Below are 16,950 nucleotides of genomic sequence, written 5' to 3' on the forward strand. Positions count from 1 at the left end.
AAATAATAACATTCATAAATTAAATATTTTCTTTTTAAATGCAAAAAATAGGATTCTATTCAACTGATTTAAACAGTTAAATAAAATCCTATTTTTTATTTATCTGAAGTACTGAAAAAGCATAGCTTTTTCAGTGGCCTCAGCGCAATTTAATTGTATTTTATTAGTTGAATAATTAAATGTAATATGTGCAACCTTTTTAGTAAATAAATTAAAAGAACACTACAAGTTTACCTAAAAGTGTTAACTTTTTATATAAAATCTTTAATTGTTTAATATACATAATATTTAGTAAAAACTCAATATTATTAGCATTAAACGCATTAATTTTTACATAAAAAGAATATTTTTAAAAAGTAGTACAGATATTTTGGATATTTTTCTTTTCATGCTGGATTTTGTACGTTTAGTACAATATGTATTTACTGAAATAAATTATTATGTAAATATATAGGTGCAGGCGTCACAAGATAAAAATAATTGGCTATGTTTTAATATGATATTGAAATATAGCCTAAAAAAATTATAGGTGGGATTGTCCACCTATAATACTCAATATAAGAATATTATGATTCAATTAATTTACAAATTTACTCATAATCAATTAAACTTGTACTTATTTTTTCCAAACGAGGTATTAATGTTAATAACAATATAGCAACTACGATAGTTGATATAATTATTTCACTTAAATTAATGATACCATTATTTACCGAAAAAATTATGATTAAACTATTGAATGGTACTATAAGAAGAACTCCTGTAATTAATCCAGGACAATATTTTTTTAATACAATACTTGCAACCAAATGAGGAAAAATAATATTAACTATCATTGCCCCTACAAAACCAAAGAAAAGATATTTTGATATTAAGCTTTGAGGAAAAAATATAAATAGACCTGTTGCTAAATATGATAATAATGGTGTTTTTGATATACCAAAAGATAAATTTTTCTTTTTAGGAGATAATAGGAGTCAATTTAATGATGCAAGGAAATGGATTAATTATCTAATAGATAAGCAATACATTAAAGGTAAGGCAGTATTTAGGTATTATCCATTTGAAAAAATGAAATTCATGAGTTCCTAGTATGAATATCAAGTTTAAAATAATACTAGATAGCCAAAAATTCTGTACAATTAACAAGCGTATAAATCCTCTCATAATAACGGCTCTACTTGCTTATTTTTAATTATTCTAGTTATACTTAAACTCGTATTTTAGCATAATGCGAAAAATGTTTTTTTGTAAGTAGCATGCTACAGTTGTGCCTAAAACTATTTCTTTTGATGGTGTTCTTAGGTATCTAAAAGAGTTGACTTTTTTATAGAAGTGTTGATTAGCCAGAATGATACAATTATAAATTAATATATTTTGCTAGTTAAATTATAAAAAATTAACAGAAGTTAATAATTTAAGGCATAATTAAAAAAATAGCCAATAGATTATAATACCTTTTGTTAGATTAATTATAAAATTTATAAAATGGAAACCTATATTAAAATTAAATGATATAATATAGTAAACAACAATTATTATTGATAGGAGTGAGAAAAAGTGTTAGTAGAAACAGCTAAGAAATATTGGACTGAGGAATATGATTTGAATTGTGCTGAATGTATTATGTACGCAGCAAATGAAGAATACAATTTAAACTTAACAGAACAAACGTTAAAGGGTATGGCGGGTTTTGGAGGAGGTATGGCAACAGGAGATGTTTGCGGAGTAGTAACTGGTGCTATTGCTGTAATAGGAATAATGTTTACTGAAGTAAGTGGACATAAAAGTCCAGCAGTGAGAGAAATGACAAAAGAGTTTATTAATAAATTTAAAGAAAGACTAGGATATATTAAATGTGTAGATTTAAAAAGAGAATACAAGGATGTTAAAAAGTGCATACTAATGATTGAAGTTGGTGCAGAAATTTTAGAAAATATAATTTTAAAAGAAAAGCACAAATAGATAATGATTAAAAGGGAGATAAATTAGCAAGATGGATTATAAAGATGTAAAATCTTATGATGATTATGTAGTTATAGAAGACGTTAAGAATTTTAAATTAAAGCATATATTTGAATGTGGCCAAATTTTTAGATTTGAGGAAATTGAAGAGAATCATTTCATTGTGATTGCCTTTGGAGAATTAATAGAGGTTAAAGAGGATGGAAACAATATAATACTATATAATGCTACTGAAAAAGATGTTAATGAGATTTGGATAAAATACTTTGATTTAGATCGAGACTATTCAGAAATAAAAGAGGAACTGTCAAAAGATTCTTTATTAAAAGAAAGTATTGGATTTGGATATGGAGTTAGAGTTTTAAATCAAGACCCTTTTGAAATGTTACTAAGTTTCATTATTTCTGCAAGAAACAATATACCGTCAATAAAAAAGACTGTTAATAAAATATCAGAGAAATGGGGTAAGGAGATTAATTATAAAGGACAGACTTACTATGCTTTTCCTAATATAAATGAGATAAAAGATGCTACTTTAGAAGAAATTCAAGAAACAGGAGCATCTTTTAGAAGTAAATACATAATAGATACAATCAAAAATGTTTATGACTCAGTAAAGGAAAATAAGGACTTAAATGAAATTGATGCGAATCAATATTTAAAATACAATTTAGATTATATTAAAAGTTTAAATGATGATGAATGTCATAGTGCGCTTCAAGAATTTAAAGGAGTGGGAGCTAAAGTGGCTGATTGTATAATGTTATTTTCCATGGAAAAGACTTCAGCGTTTCCAGTAGATGTATGGGTTAAACGAGCAATGATTCATTTTTATGGAGCAGAAGATTCATCTTTAAACAAAATTAGAATTTTTGCAAGAAATAAGTTTGGTGAATTAGCTGGATTTGCACAACAATATCTTTTTTATTATGCGCGGGAGAATAAAATAAAAATTGAAGAATAAAAAATAATAATTATTATATACATTAATACCTAAAAATTAACAATATGCAAATTAATATTAAAATGAAAAAATTAAGAAAATTTAAACTATAGGATATTTGATATGTATTTAATAATAGTATGTTATAATTATCTCATGATAGAAAATAATATAAAAATTATTCATGGGAGAGTGTGTATTAATGTTTCAATTTGAAAATCGACTTTTAAAGTTAAAACATGATGTTCTTACTAGGGTTGCAGTGTTAGCAAAAGAAAATAAAATTAGTAAAGAGGAATTAGAAAAAATTCCTTATGACATAATTTTAGGGGATGAACCTAACTATAGAGAGACAGTTGATAGAGAAAGAAATATAGTATTAGAGAGAGCAAAGCTTGCAGCAGGTTATAAGCCAAATGACAAGAGTGGACAAGATTTAATTAATATAGAAGAAGAGAAACAAATTTTATATGTTATAAAAGAAGCATGTGATAGATGTCCAACAAAGAAATTTGAAGTTACTGATGCATGTAGAAATTGTATAGCTCATAAGTGTCAAAGTGCATGTAATTTTGGAGCAATTACATATGTTAATGGAAGAGCTTATATCGATCCAGACAAATGCAAAGAATGCGGAATGTGTAAGAAGGCATGTCCTTATGATGCTGTTGCAGAAGGTATGAGACCATGTAAAAAATCATGTCCGACAGGTGCGTTGAGCTATAATGCAGAAGATTTAAGTGCTGAAATTACAGAAAGTAAGTGTGTAAATTGTGGAGCTTGTATGTCAGCATGCCCATTTGGAGCTATAGAAGATAAGAGTTCATTAGTTAAAGTTGTTAATAGATTAATGGATAAAAAGAATATTTATGCTGTAGTTGCACCGGCAATAACCGGAGAATTTGGTCTGAAAACAACTTATGGACAAGTTAAAAATGCAATTAAAGCATTAGGTTTTACAGATATGTTAGAAGCTGCGTGTGGAGCAGATGCTGTTACTGTACATGAAAGTAATGAATTTGTAGAAAGAATGGAAAAGGGAGATAGTTATATGACAAATTCATGTTGTCCAGGCTTCCTAAGTTACATTCAAAAAATTATGCCAGATCAAGCTGAAAGAATTTCAGGAACGGTTTCACCAATGGTGGCTGTAGGCAGATATATAAAAGCTAAAGATAAGGATGCAAAAGTAGTATTTATAGGACCTTGTACTGCTAAGAAAAATGAAGTATTAATAGATTCCATAAAAGATTCTGTTGATTATGTATTAACTTTTGAAGAATTAGTAGCTTTATTTGATGCATTCGAAGTAGATCCTGCAACTTGTGATGATATAGTAGTTGATGAGGCTTCAATCTTTGGTAGAAATTTTGCTTTAGGCGGAGGGCTAACTGCTGCTATAGAAAACTATGTACAAGAAAAGGGCGTTGACGTAGATTTTAAGCCAATTAAAGTTTCTGGTGGGGCTGAAATTAAGAAGACTATGACTATGGCTAAGGTCGGTAAGTTAGGTGGGAACTTTATTGAAGGTATGATGTGCGAAGGTGGTTGTATAAATGGAGCTGCTAAGATTGTATCAGCAATGAAAGCCAAAGCACCATTTACAAAAATAAATCAACAAGCAACAATTAAGAGTGTATTATCTAATAGAACAATAGAAGAATACCATGATATAAATTTAGAAAGATAATATTTGAAAGAAGTAAAACTCTAATCAGTATAATTTACCTGATTAGAGTTTTACTTCTTTATTATATAAAATAGGATAAAGATTTATAGATACCTATAAGAGAGAATTATAATTAAATGCTATTTAAATGAGCTATGATTTAAAATTCTTTTATTAGAAAGAATAAAATGGAGAAAATTTAAGTAAATGGGATATATTTTAAGATAGGAAGTAATATTCGCTGAAAAAAGGGATATAATATTAGAAGTAATGTTTGAATTATATGGTTATAAGAGATATTATAATTATATCAGCACTCAACAATGATGAGTGCTAACAGAATTTTTAAACATAAAAAATATATATATTTTAAGGAGGGTTTTTCATGAACATTAAACCACTTGGTGAAAGAGTAGTAATTAAAAAATTAGAGGCAGAGGAAAAGACTAAAAGTGGGATAGTCTTAACTGGTACTGCAAAGGAAAGACCACAAGAAGCAGAAGTGGTTGCGGTAGGTCCTGGAGCTATTGTGGACGGAAATAGAATAGCTATGGAAGTAAAAGTTGGAGATAAGGTTTTATACTCTAAGTATGCAGGCACAGAAGTAAAAGTAGATGGAGAAGAATACACTATATTAAAACAAGAAGATATTCTAGCAATAGTTGAATAAATAATTAACAATTAACGATGTACAATTTATAATAAAATTATAAATTATATGTTTTTTTGAAAAATTATGTTTATAAATTCCATAAGAATTTAATTATTCATTGCTCTAATTGTACATTAATTTAAAATTAAAAAGTTGAAAAAATTAGAAAATAAAATAAATTATTATAAGGAGAGTGTTATATAAATGGCTAAGATGTTAAAATTTGGGGAAGATGCAAGAAGATCTATGCAAATAGGTGTAGATAAATTAGCAGATACAGTTAAGGTAACTTTAGGGCCTAAAGGTAGAAATGTAGTGCTAGATAAAAAATTTGGAGCACCATTAATAACAAATGATGGAGTTTCAATTGCAAGAGAAATTGAGTTAGAAGATGCATATGAAAATATGGGGGCTCAATTAGTTAAAGAAGTTGCAACAAAAACTAATGATGTAGCTGGAGATGGAACTACAACTGCAACATTACTTGCTCAAGCAATAATTAGAGAAGGATTAAAAAATGTAACAGCTGGAACTAATCCAATCTTAATTAGAACAGGTATTAAGATGGCTGTAGACAAAGCTGTTGAAGAGATTAAAAAGATTTCTAAGCCAGTTGATGGTAAAGAAGATATAGCTAGAGTTGCTGCAATTTCAGCTTCTGATGAAGAAGTTGGTAAGTTAATAGCAGATGCTATGGAGAAGGTTGGAAATGAAGGCGTTATTGCTATAGAAGAATCTAAATCAATGGGAACAGAATTAGATGTAGTTGAAGGAATGCAATTTGATAGAGGATATGTATCACCTTATATGGCTACAAATACTGAAAAAATGGAAGCTGATTTAGATAACCCATATATATTAATAACAGATAAGAAGATTACAAATATTCAAGAAATTTTACCAATACTTGAGCAAATAGTTCAATCAGGTAAAAAATTATTAATTATTGCTGAAGACATTGAAGGAGAAGCAATGGCTACATTAGTAGTTAATAAATTAAGAGGGACATTTACTTGCGTAGCTGTAAAGGCACCGGGGTTTGGAGATAGAAGAAAAGAAATGTTACAAGATATTGCTATATTAACTGGTGGAACTGTTATAGCAGAAGAATTAGGAAGAGACTTAAAAGAAGTTACAATTGACATGTTAGGTACAGCTGATAGTGTTAAAGTAGGTAAAGAAAATACTGTTATAGTAAATGGTAAGGGGGATTCTTCTTCAATAAAAGAAAGAATTAACCAAATAAAAGCTCAAGTTGAAGAAACAACTTCAGAGTTTGATAAAGAAAAATTACAAGAAAGATTAGCTAAATTAGCTGGTGGAGTTGCAGTAATTAAAGTTGGTGCAGCAACTGAAACTGAGCTTAAAGAAAAGAAACTTAGAATAGAAGATGCTTTAGCTGCAACAAAAGCTGCTGTTGAAGAAGGAATAGTAGCTGGTGGTGGAACTGCTTATATTAATGTAATTAATGAAGTTTCCAAGTTAACTTCAGATGTTCCTGATACACAAATTGGTATAAATATAATTGTTAAAGCATTAGAAGAACCAGTAAGACAAATAGCTACTAATGCAGGAGTAGAAGGTTCAGTAATAGTTGAAAAAGTTAAAACTAGTGAACCAGGAATAGGATATGATGCATTACATGGAGAATATATAAACATGATAAAAGCTGGAATAGTAGATCCAACTAAGGTTACTAGATCAGCACTTCAAAATGCAGCATCAGTATCATCAACATTCTTAACAACAGAAGCTGCTGTAGTTGATATTCCATCAAAAGAACCAGCAATGCCAGGTGGTGCAGGAATGGGAATGGACGGAATGTACTAATATAAATAAGAAAAATTAATAATAAATTTAATTAGAGGGTAAGCATTTACTATAAGTGCTTATCCTTTTTATATTTTTGAAATATATGTATTATAGATACTTAAACTATCAAAAATACTACAGTATATGTATACTGATAGTTCACATGTATCCTTATTTGATTTCAATTATATAAGGATACATGTGAGCTATCACAAAAATATTGAAAAGTGTATCTACTAACTTGTATAAGAATCGATAAAACAGACATACTTAAAATAAGACATATTTCAAAAAATATATGAGGTAGATGGTGAATTATGAATTATGAGACTATCAAAATTAGAAATGAGATAATTAAAAAAGACTATAGAGAAAGAATTAGGAATAAAAAGAAAACAGGATTTACTTTAATTGAAATAATAGCAGTAATAGCAATTATAGGAATATTAGCAGCAGCAATTTTACCTAATGTAAATGGATATATAAAAGAAGCAAAAAAGGTTAAGGTTGTAGATCAGTGTAGAAAAGTTGTAATGGCAGTTGAATCATATAATTTGAGACATGATTCTTCTTTAAAGGAAGATATTGTTGTAAATAATGCTATAAGTAATAAAGGCGTAAGTAAATACTTGGATGGAGTTAAATTAGATAATATAAATATTAACTCCACTAGTTTAAAAAATTGTTATGAAATAGTAAATGGAGCAGAATTTGATTTTATAGAAGATACAGACATCTTAAACCCTACAACAATTACTAAGAATTTAAGTAATGAAGTGGTAAAATAACAGAATAAAATTTCAAAGTTACATTTTAAAAGACTTATATAATTAAAGTACATCAAATTAAAATTACATAATCAATTTGATATTGCAATTTTAATTTCAAATTTATTGACTTTAGATTATACATACATTATAATAGTTTTAATTCAAAAACATAGCACGTTTAAAAACTCGTATATACCTTGAATATGGCAAGGAGTATCTACCGGAAGCCGTAAATTTCCGACTATGAGTGATATTGGTATAGGCTAAATATAGATTTTTATTAGCATATTAACATCACTTAGAAGGGTAATGTGCTTTTTTTATACATAAAAATAATATGAAATGTGCAATAAAAAAATCATAAAATATGAAAAATGAAACAAATAATTCAAAATCAAGGGGGATTTATAATGGCAAAAATAATTAAAACTGCATATACTTTTGATGACGTATTACTAGTACCTAATAAATCAGACATATTACCAAGAGAAGTAAGTACTAAAACACATTTAACTAAAACAATAAAATTAAATATTCCATTAATGAGTGCAGGGATGGATACAGTAACTGAATCAAAGATGGCCATTGCTATGGCAAGAGAAGGCGGAATCGGGATTATACATAAAAATATGACAATTGAAGAACAAGCAAAAGAAGTTGATAGAGTTAAGAGACAAGAAAATGGAGTTATTACAGATCCGATATTCTTATCACAAGATCATCTTATTGAAGATGCAGAAAACTTAATGGCACAATATAGAATATCAGGGGTTCCAATTACAACTAAAGAAGGAAAATTAATTGGAATAATAACAAACAGAGATATAATATTTGAAACAAACTTCCAAAGAAAGATTTCTGAAGTGATGACAAAAGAAAATCTAATAACTTCATCAGAAAATACCACAGTAGAAGAAGCTAAAGAAATCTTAAAAAAACATAAAGTCGAAAAATTACCTTTAGTTGATAAGGATGGATACTTAAAAGGCTTAATCACAATGAAAGATATTGAAAAAGTGAGAAAGTTCCCAAGTGCTGCTAAGGATGATAAAGGTAGATTATTATGTGGAGCAGCAGTAGGTGTTACTGGAAACATGATGGAAAGAGTTGAAGCTCTAGTCAAAGCTCAAGTTGATGTTATAACACTTGATACAGCACATGGACATTCAAAAGGGGTTTTAGATGCAGTCTCACAAATTAAAAAAGTATATCCTAATCTTCAAGTTATAGCTGGAAATGTTGCTACAGCTGAAGCTACAGAAGATTTAATAAAAGCTGGAGCAGATTGTGTTAAAGTTGGTATTGGACCTGGTTCAATTTGTACTACTAGAGTAGTTGCAGGAGTCGGAGTTCCTCAATTAACAGCAGTCATGGATTGTGCAGAAGTAGGTAGAAAGTATGGAATTCCTGTAATTGCAGATGGTGGACTTAAATATTCAGGAGACATATTAAAAGCATTAGCAGCTGGGGCATCTGTTGCAATGATGGGATCGCTATTTGCAGGATGTGAAGAAGCACCAGGAGAAATGGAAATATACCAAGGAAGAAGTTATAAAGTTTATAGAGGAATGGGTTCATTAGCAGCTATGGAATGTGGATCTAAGGACAGATATTTCCAAGATGGTAATAAGAAATTAGTTCCAGAAGGCGTCGAAGGAAGAATTGCTTATAAGGGGTATGTTACAGATACCATTTTCCAATTAATAGGTGGAATTAAATCGGGTCTTGGATATCTAGGAGCAAAGAACTTTGATATTTTATATGAAACAGCTAATTTTGTAATTCAAACATCAGCAGGATTTAGAGAAAGTCATCCACATGACATTAATATTACTAAAGAAGCTCCTAATTATAGTGTAGAACAATAGTAAAAGTGCACAGTTCAAAGTCATAGAATATGTTACTTATTTGAACTGTGCATTAATTAATTTAATTAAGGAAAAATAGTTAAAAGTTTATGATGTAATTCTTTATAAAATTTCCGTTGAAAATTATCTGAATTTATTGATAAAAAGTTTTATTTAGTTGATAATAGACAATATAAAAACAATTTAGGAGGAGAATATGAAAAGAGATTTAGTTTTAGTTGTTGATTTTGGTGGGCAGTACAATCAATTAATAGCAAGAAGAATAAGAGAATGTGGAGTATATTGTGAGATTATTCCATATGACTATACTATTGAGGAAATAAAAGCTAAAAATTCAAAGGGTATAATATTTACTGGTGGAGCAAATAGTGTTTATGGAGAAGATACTCCAACAGTAGATAAAGAAATATTCAAATTAGGAGTACCTATACTTGGTATATGCTATGGAGATCAATTAATGGCTCATTTATTAGGTGGAAAAGTTTCAACAGCACCAGTAAGAGAATATGGCAAGACAAATATAACTTTGGATAAGTCATCTAAATTATTTGATGGAATTGAAACTGATGGAATTGCTTTGATGAGTCACACTGATTATATAGAAAAAGTACCAGAAGGTTTTAAAGTAACAGCCCATACAGAAGTTTGCCCTGTTGCTGCTATGGAAAATGAAGAACAAAAACTTTATGGAGTTCAATTCCATCCAGAAGTTGAACATACTGAATTTGGACAAAAAATGTTACAAAATTTTGTACATAATATTTGTGGGTTAGAAAATAGTTGGACTATGGCATCTTTTGCAGCGGAAAAAATAAAAGAAATAAAAGAATTGGTTGGAGATAAAAAAGTATTATGTGCTTTATCTGGTGGAGTTGACTCATCAGTTGCAGCAATGATTATACATAAAGCTATCGGCCATAACTTAACTTGTATATTTGTTGATCATGGTTTACTTAGAAAAGATGAAGGCGATACAGTTGAAAGAGTATTTAAGAAAGAATTTGACATGAATATTAAGAGAGTTAATGTTAGTGAAAGATTCTTAGGAAAACTTGTTGGAGTATCTGATCCTGAAACTAAGAGAAAAATCATTGGTGAAGAATTTATAAGAGTTTTTGAAGAAGAAGCTAAGAAAGTTGGAGAAATTGATTATCTTGTTCAAGGAACAATTTATCCAGATATCGTAGAAAGTGGAACTAAAACATCAGCTACCATAAAATCACATCACAATGTTGGTGGACTTCCAGAAGATATGGAATTTTCATTAATAGAACCTCTAAGAGAATTATTTAAAGACGAAGTTAGGGCAGTAGGAGAAGAACTTGGAATCCCTCATAAATTAGTATGGAGACAACCATTCCCAGGTCCAGGTCTTGCTATAAGAGTATTAGGCGAAATAACTGAAGAAAAACTTGAAATAGTAAGAGAAGCGGATGCAATCTTCAGAGAAGAAGTTGCAAATGCAAATCTTGATGAAACTATATGGCAATATTTTGCTTGTTTACCTAACATAAAATCAGTTGGAGTAATGGGAGATGAAAGAACATACTGTCATACAATAGCTTTAAGAGCAGTTACTTCAAATGATGCAATGACTTCAGAATGGGCAAGAATCCCGTATGAGTTATTAGATTTAGTAAGTAGAAGAATCGTAAATGAAGTTAAGGGAGTAAACAGAATTGTTTATGATATAACATCTAAACCACCTGCTACTATAGAATGGGAATAAAAAATAAAATTAATTAAAAATTTATATAAAATGGAGTAAATATAAGTTCGATTAAACATAAGGTGAACATTTGCCTTAGATTATACACTCGAATTTGTTTTACTCCATTTTTGTGTTTTAAAAAAATATATATAATTATAAAATATCACTATAGATATTCAAATTCTTAATTATTCTTATTTCAGCAGTTTAACATTTTCCCCCTGGTTAATAACAAATATAACAAATTAGCATAATATAATATTAGATAATTGCTAAGATTTCTAAAGTTTTGTTTGGAAAACATTTTTAAATTGGATAAATTATAGTCAATTACGAAGGAGAGAAGAATATGGGAAACAGAAATGATGAAAGAGAATGCAGAAATAATGATGCAGATGAACTTGAAAACATGGATAGCAGAAATGGTTCACATGGTGAAAGAAATAATTGTCGTTGTAGAGAGCGTGATCGTTTTGTTGATGTTTTAGCAGAGGCTTACAATGATGGATATAAACAAGGATATTGTGATGGATTTAAGGATGGTCGTGAAAAAGGACAAGTTGAGGGATTTAAAGCAGGGTGTAAAGCTGGACAGGAGAAGGCAAAACAAGACGTTCTACGCTTTATAAAAAGAAATAGATGTTGTTGCAAACGAAGTTGTTGTTAAACAAAGAATGATTATATAAAAAATAGTATTATTAAAAAAGAGGGATTATAAAGAAGATTCCTCTTTTTTTAATGAATGTTGAAATTAAACCCTAATTTTTGAATTAAGTATTAAATAAATCGTTATTAATATAAATTTATAATTAATTAATATATACAAAATAGAATTATTATTTGCATTTCTGTAAATAATAAAAAATACATACATAAATTAACATTATTATAATTTGTGATATAATTAAAAAAGCAAAAACATTTTTAAGTGTATATGGAGGTAGAATAGAAAATGAATAAAGGGATATCATTAGATTTATCAAAAGTTGCACCTTATTTAGCTATGACTGAAATTGATTATATGGAGGATATGGTTAAAAGCGCTCATGATAAATTGCATAACGGAACAGGAGCAGGAAATGACTTTTTAGGTTGGATCGATCTACCAGTAAATTATGACAAAGACGAATTTTCAAGAATTAAAAAATCAGCAGAAAAAATTAAATCAGATTCAGAAGTTCTAATAGTTATTGGAATTGGTGGATCATATCTTGGTGCTAGAGCAGCAATTGAAATGCTAACAAATAATTTTCATAATGCACTAGATAATGATAAGAGAAAGGCTCCTAAAATATTTTATGTAGGTAATAGTATTAGTTCTGCATATATGACTGAACTTTTACAAGCAATTGAAGGCAAAGATGTAAGTTTAAATATAATTTCAAAATCGGGTACTACTACGGAACCTGCAATAGCATTTAGAATTTTAAGAACATATTTAGAAAAGAAATATGGTGTTGATGAAGCTAGAAAGAGAATTTATGCAACAACTGATAAATCTAAAGGTGCTTTAAAGACATTAGCTGATGCTGAAGGATATGAAAGCTTTGTAGTTCCAGATGATATTGGAGGAAGATTTTCAGTATTAACAGCAGTTGGATTATTACCAATAGCTGCAGCAGGAATCGATATAGATGAAATGATGAAGGGAGCTAGTGAAGCAAGAGAAGTTTATTCAAAGCCATATCTTAAAGATAATGAAGCCTATCAATATGCAGCAGTTCGAAATGCTTTATATAATAAAGGTAAGACAATTGAAGTATTAGTAAATTATGAACCATCACTTCACTACTTCAATGAATGGTGGAAGCAATTATATGGAGAATCAGAAGGGAAAGACAACAAGGGATTATTCCCAGCAGCAGTTGATTTCACAACTGACCTTCATTCAATGGGACAATATATACAAGAAGGAAGAAGAATACTTTTTGAAACAGTTATAAACGTAGAAAAGGCAAAATATGAAATCAATATAGAAGAAGATGAAAATGATTTAGATGGCTTAAACTTCTTAGTTGGAAAAACTATGGACTTTGTTAATAAGAAAGCATTTGAAGGAACTATATTAGCTCATAATGATGGAGGAGTTCCCAATATAGTGTTAAATGTACCAGAACTTTCACCATATTACTTTGGATACATGGTTTATTTCTTCGAAAAAGCTTGTGGGATAAGCGGTTACCTTTTAGGAGTAAATCCATTTAATCAACCAGGAGTTGAAGCATATAAGAAAAACATGTTTGCTCTTTTAGGAAAACCAGGGTATGAAGATATTAAAACAGAACTAGAAAAGAGACTTTAATTTAAATGAAAATTATAATTGATGGAGATGCTTGTCCAGGCATCTCCATTATTGAAAAAATAGCAAAGAACCATGAAATTACAGTAATAATTTATTGCGATATTCATCATTTTATTCAAAGTGATTATGCGCAAGTTAAAATTGTTGATAGCGGATTTCAAAGTGTAGATATGTATGTAATGAATGAAACAAAAGAGGGAGACATAATTGTTTCTCAAGATTATGGTGTAGCTGCAATATGTCTATCTAAAAAAGCAAAGGTAATAAATCCTAAAGGCTTTATATATGATGAAAAAAACATTGATAGATTATTAGAAGAAAGGCATTTATCACAAAAAATCAGAAGAGGTGGAGGAAAAACTTCAAATCCTAAAAAAAGAACTGAAGAAGATAATTTACGTTTGGAAAAGAATTTAATAAAACTTATAAAAAGTTAATTTTAGGTGTATGAGAGAAGATGGAATAACATGCGGACTTGTTATTTTTTATATGCCATATTTAGAAGCTTAATCATAATTGTAAGCTTCTTTTTAGAAAAAAATTCGATTAAAATGCAAGAGCTTGAAGTTTTATTTTCAATAATCACTTTATATATGAGATTGCATAAAAAAATATGATATAATTAAAATAAAAAATCAACTGAAGTTATTTACAAATAATGGTATGAATGTATAATATAATAATAGGGATTTGTTTGAGAAGAATTATGAAAGGGGTATAATTTTATGGAAGAACTTCAGTTGAAATATATTGAGATATTTTTTGATAAGCAAACTCCACAAAATATCGGCATGGAAATAAATATATTAAGCAAAATAGATAATAAAGTGGGAGATTTAGAATATAAATTTATTGTTGGCAAGGGCGGAATTTGGAAGACTATACAAGAATTTTCAGATAAGAATAAGTGTGTGTGGAAACCTAAAAGGGAAGGGGAGTATATAGTTATGGTACAAGCTAGAGAGAAAAATGGAAAAAAACCTTTAGATTATTTAGCTAAGGAAGACTACTCTATAGGTAGAGGAGAGGCTGTAAACACTATGCACGAAGAAGTATCTATTGAAAAAGTTGTAAATGAAACAGAAGTAAAAATAGATTTTAAAGACATCGTAGATAATGAAGATGAAAATTTATTAGTAAATAAAAAAGAAGATTCTATTGACAATAATACAGAATTTAAGAAAGTAATAAATAATACTACAGATAAAGTAGTATTTCTTGATGTTAAAGAACTTTTAAAGGATGAAAAGGAAATTCTAGTAGCAGACTGTGATGTTCAAGAAGAGATGGCTCTTTCAGAAGAGGGTAAAAGACTTGGTGAAGAGAACATAGATGTTACAGAAATTAAAGATAAAGAAATAACTGTTAAAGATGATAAAGATAAAATTCTTCATGAAGTAATACTCGAGAAAAATGACATAATATTAGGAGTATCAAAAGAAAATATTGAAGGAAAATCAAGTGTTATAAAGGAAATTATCATTGACAAAGAAGAAATTGTGGTTGGAGGAAAATGCACTATAGAAGTAAAAACATTTGATGAAAATATGTATTTATATAGATTTTATATTAAAAGATATAAGGAATGGGATATAATTAGAGATTATGATGCAAGCAATGTTTTAAAATATACAGCTACTGAAGCAGGAGAAAAAGAATTTTTAATTCAATGTAAAAAAATAGAATCTGCTGAAAGTTTTGAAGATTATAAAATTATAAAAGTAAATGTTAAGAATATAAGCAAAATAGAAATAACAAATTTTAAATGTCTGAGTAAGTCATTGGTAGTTGGAGAAAAGCTTGAATTTAAAGTAGATACGAATATAAAAGCAGAAGTAAGCGAAAAAGATGAACTTATAGTGTTATATAAATTTTATAAAATATATAAGAATGGAAAATCAGTTTGCATACAGGACTATTCTACGAAAAATGACGTATATTATACGGAATCAAAGGATGGAAACTATAGAATTTTATGTCTTGTGAAGAGTATCCTTTCTAATAAAGAGTACGATGATAGAGCTATTTTAGTATATACTGTTAAGCCTTATAAGAATATTAAAATCAATAGTTTTGTAGCTGACTTAAATTCCCCTCAAGTAAGTGAAACTGATATAAAATTTACTTCAGAGGTAGAAGGCGGAAATAATCTATTATATAAATATAAGGTGAAGGGACCTATTGAAGAAAACACAGGCTTTATGGATAAAGATAAATTTACATGGAAGCCTATGGAAGCAGGAGAATATGAAATTATATTGTATGTTAAAGATGTTGACTACAAGGGAGAATATGAGGATACTAAAAAAATTGCATTTACTATTGAAGAAAAAGGAAAAAAACCAGTGAAAATTTTGGATGTAGTAATTGATAAGGAAAAGAAGATTTTAACAGGAGAGCCTGTTAACATAATGATTAATGCAGAAGGTGGAACAAAACTTCAATATGCATTTACAATTAGGAAAGATAATAGAAAGCTAGAAGGAGTAGAGTATAATAAATCTAACTGGATTAGTTTTATTCCAAAACAAGTTGGTGAATATGAAGTAGAAATAATGATTAAAGATAAATACTCAGATAGGCCTTACGATACTCATACAGTTATATGCTTAAAAGCTATAGAATACTTACCAGGAGAGATAGATTATATAATTTTACCTTATAAGGAGACTCATTTAATTGGAGAGACTATTGAGTTTGAATGTATTATTCAAAACACACAAGAAGTTTTAGTCAAATATGAAACTAAGATTAATGGAAATTCTGTTGAACAAACGGAATTTTCGAAGAATAAAAAGTTGAGATTTGTACCTAAGATTGCAGGTAAATATACAATAGAAGTTTATGCTAAAAATTTAAAATGCAAGGACGAGTATGATTCTAAGAAACAGGTGAGCTTATATGTATGCGAAGCATCACCTGTAATAGAAACTAAAATTTTAACAAATAAAATTGAAGGCAATATAAATGAAGAATTGACTTTTGAAGTTATAAGCAGAGGTGGCAAGGATGTATGCTATGAATTTTATTTAATGGAGAATAATGAATGGAGAAAAGTACAAGCTTATAGTAGAAAACATTACTATAGCTTTATACCATTTATTCCAGGAAAGTATAAAGTTTTAGCATTAGCAAAGAGTTATTATAAAAAAGTTAGCTATGAAGATTATGATCAAATAATATTTCAAGTTAAAGATCAAAGAAAACAGTTCGATAATAACTAGAGGCATCTTTGGACAGTTATTTTTCAGATGCCCA

General features: G+C 28.7%; 13 protein-coding genes, 1 pseudogene and 1 riboswitch. Of the genes and pseudogenes, 13 read left to right on the plus strand and 1 reads right to left on the minus strand.

Annotated features, from left to right (window positions below; translation table 11 throughout):
* Positions 1–590: 590 nt before the first annotated feature.
* Positions 591–938 (minus strand): HXXEE domain-containing protein, encoded by a 348-nt coding sequence (locus LLF98_RS12265; RefSeq protein ID WP_366512110.1) that lies wholly within the window; start codon positions 936–938, stop codon positions 591–593.
* Here LLF98_RS12265 and LLF98_RS12270 point away from each other — a divergent pair.
* The 13 genes and pseudogenes from LLF98_RS12270 to LLF98_RS12330 all read left to right on the plus strand — a co-directional run.
* Positions 922–1,092, plus strand: a pseudogene (locus LLF98_RS12270) (S26 family signal peptidase); the annotation flags it as partial. The gene LLF98_RS12265 and the pseudogene LLF98_RS12270 overlap by 17 nt on opposite strands.
* A 468-nt stretch (positions 1,093–1,560) precedes the next feature.
* Positions 1,561–1,965 carry a C-GCAxxG-C-C family (seleno)protein gene (locus LLF98_RS12275; protein WP_291703994.1) on the plus strand — a complete coding sequence of 135 codons (405 nt, stop codon included), beginning with the start codon at positions 1,561–1,563 and terminating at the stop codon, positions 1,963–1,965.
* Between the two features lie 31 nt (positions 1,966–1,996).
* A complete protein-coding gene (locus tag LLF98_RS12280) occupies positions 1,997–2,929 on the plus strand; it encodes a DNA glycosylase (RefSeq protein ID WP_291703997.1) in 933 nt (310 codons plus the stop codon).
* 181 nt (positions 2,930–3,110) lie between these two features.
* Positions 3,111–4,598, plus strand: coding sequence for a 4Fe-4S dicluster domain-containing protein (locus tag LLF98_RS12285; protein WP_291704000.1), 1,488 nt, complete (start codon positions 3,111–3,113; stop codon positions 4,596–4,598).
* A 364-nt stretch (positions 4,599–4,962) separates the two neighbouring features.
* Positions 4,963–5,247: a co-chaperone GroES gene (groES, locus tag LLF98_RS12290; RefSeq protein WP_291704002.1), complete on the plus strand. Its 285-nt coding sequence runs from the start codon at positions 4,963–4,965 to the stop codon at positions 5,245–5,247.
* 186 nt (positions 5,248–5,433) lie between these two features.
* The gene (gene groL / locus LLF98_RS12295; protein WP_291704004.1) at positions 5,434–7,059 is read left to right on the plus strand and encodes a chaperonin GroEL; all 1,626 of its coding nucleotides are present in this window, start codon (positions 5,434–5,436) and stop codon (positions 7,057–7,059) included.
* Positions 7,060–7,358: 299 nt separating this feature from the next.
* Positions 7,359–7,829 (plus strand): prepilin-type N-terminal cleavage/methylation domain-containing protein, encoded by a 471-nt coding sequence (locus LLF98_RS12300; protein WP_291704006.1) that lies wholly within the window; start codon positions 7,359–7,361, stop codon positions 7,827–7,829.
* 148 nt (positions 7,830–7,977) lie between these two features.
* A riboswitch (purine riboswitch) is annotated at positions 7,978–8,075 on the plus strand.
* A gap of 146 nt (positions 8,076–8,221) precedes the next feature.
* A complete protein-coding gene (guaB, locus tag LLF98_RS12305) occupies positions 8,222–9,679 on the plus strand; it encodes an IMP dehydrogenase (protein ID WP_291704008.1) in 1,458 nt (485 codons plus the stop codon).
* Between the two features lie 196 nt (positions 9,680–9,875).
* Entirely contained in the window at positions 9,876–11,408 is a 1,533-nt protein-coding gene (guaA, locus tag LLF98_RS12310; RefSeq protein WP_291704011.1) for a glutamine-hydrolyzing GMP synthase, read from the plus strand.
* A 331-nt stretch (positions 11,409–11,739) separates the two neighbouring features.
* Positions 11,740–12,057 (plus strand): hypothetical protein, encoded by a 318-nt coding sequence (locus LLF98_RS12315; RefSeq protein ID WP_291704013.1) that lies wholly within the window; start codon positions 11,740–11,742, stop codon positions 12,055–12,057.
* Between the two features lie 285 nt (positions 12,058–12,342).
* Positions 12,343–13,692, plus strand: coding sequence for a glucose-6-phosphate isomerase (locus LLF98_RS12320; protein ID WP_291704016.1), 1,350 nt, complete (start codon positions 12,343–12,345; stop codon positions 13,690–13,692).
* A gap of 5 nt (positions 13,693–13,697) precedes the next feature.
* Positions 13,698–14,129 (plus strand): YaiI/YqxD family protein, encoded by a 432-nt coding sequence (locus LLF98_RS12325; protein WP_291704017.1) that lies wholly within the window; start codon positions 13,698–13,700, stop codon positions 14,127–14,129.
* A gap of 288 nt (positions 14,130–14,417) precedes the next feature.
* Entirely contained in the window at positions 14,418–16,916 is a 2,499-nt protein-coding gene (locus LLF98_RS12330) for a triple tyrosine motif-containing protein (protein ID WP_291704019.1), read from the plus strand.
* The last annotated feature ends 34 nt before the right edge of the window (positions 16,917–16,950 follow it).

Source organism: Clostridium sp. (assembly GCF_021372645.1).
Lineage (GTDB): Bacteria > Bacillota > Clostridia > Clostridiales > Clostridiaceae > Clostridium.

Bases quoted from the DNA above. Each gene is read 5' to 3' on its own strand.
- LLF98_RS12280 (WP_291703997.1), top strand. From the start codon at position 1,997: ATGGATTATAAAGATGTAAAATCTTATGATGATTATGTAGTTATAGAA.
- LLF98_RS12285 (WP_291704000.1), top strand. From the start codon at position 3,111: ATGTTTCAATTTGAAAATCGACTTTTAAAGTTAAAACATGATGTTCTT.
- groES (WP_291704002.1), top strand. From the start codon at position 4,963: ATGAACATTAAACCACTTGGTGAAAGAGTAGTAATTAAAAAATTAGAG.
- groL (WP_291704004.1), top strand. From the start codon at position 5,434: ATGGCTAAGATGTTAAAATTTGGGGAAGATGCAAGAAGATCTATGCAA.
- LLF98_RS12300 (WP_291704006.1), top strand. From the start codon at position 7,359: ATGAATTATGAGACTATCAAAATTAGAAATGAGATAATTAAAAAAGAC.
- guaB (WP_291704008.1), top strand. From the start codon at position 8,222: ATGGCAAAAATAATTAAAACTGCATATACTTTTGATGACGTATTACTA.
- guaA (WP_291704011.1), top strand. From the start codon at position 9,876: ATGAAAAGAGATTTAGTTTTAGTTGTTGATTTTGGTGGGCAGTACAAT.
- LLF98_RS12315 (WP_291704013.1), top strand. From the start codon at position 11,740: ATGGGAAACAGAAATGATGAAAGAGAATGCAGAAATAATGATGCAGAT.
- LLF98_RS12320 (WP_291704016.1), top strand. From the start codon at position 12,343: ATGAATAAAGGGATATCATTAGATTTATCAAAAGTTGCACCTTATTTA.
- LLF98_RS12325 (WP_291704017.1), top strand. From the start codon at position 13,698: ATGAAAATTATAATTGATGGAGATGCTTGTCCAGGCATCTCCATTATT.
- LLF98_RS12330 (WP_291704019.1), top strand. From the start codon at position 14,418: ATGGAAGAACTTCAGTTGAAATATATTGAGATATTTTTTGATAAGCAA.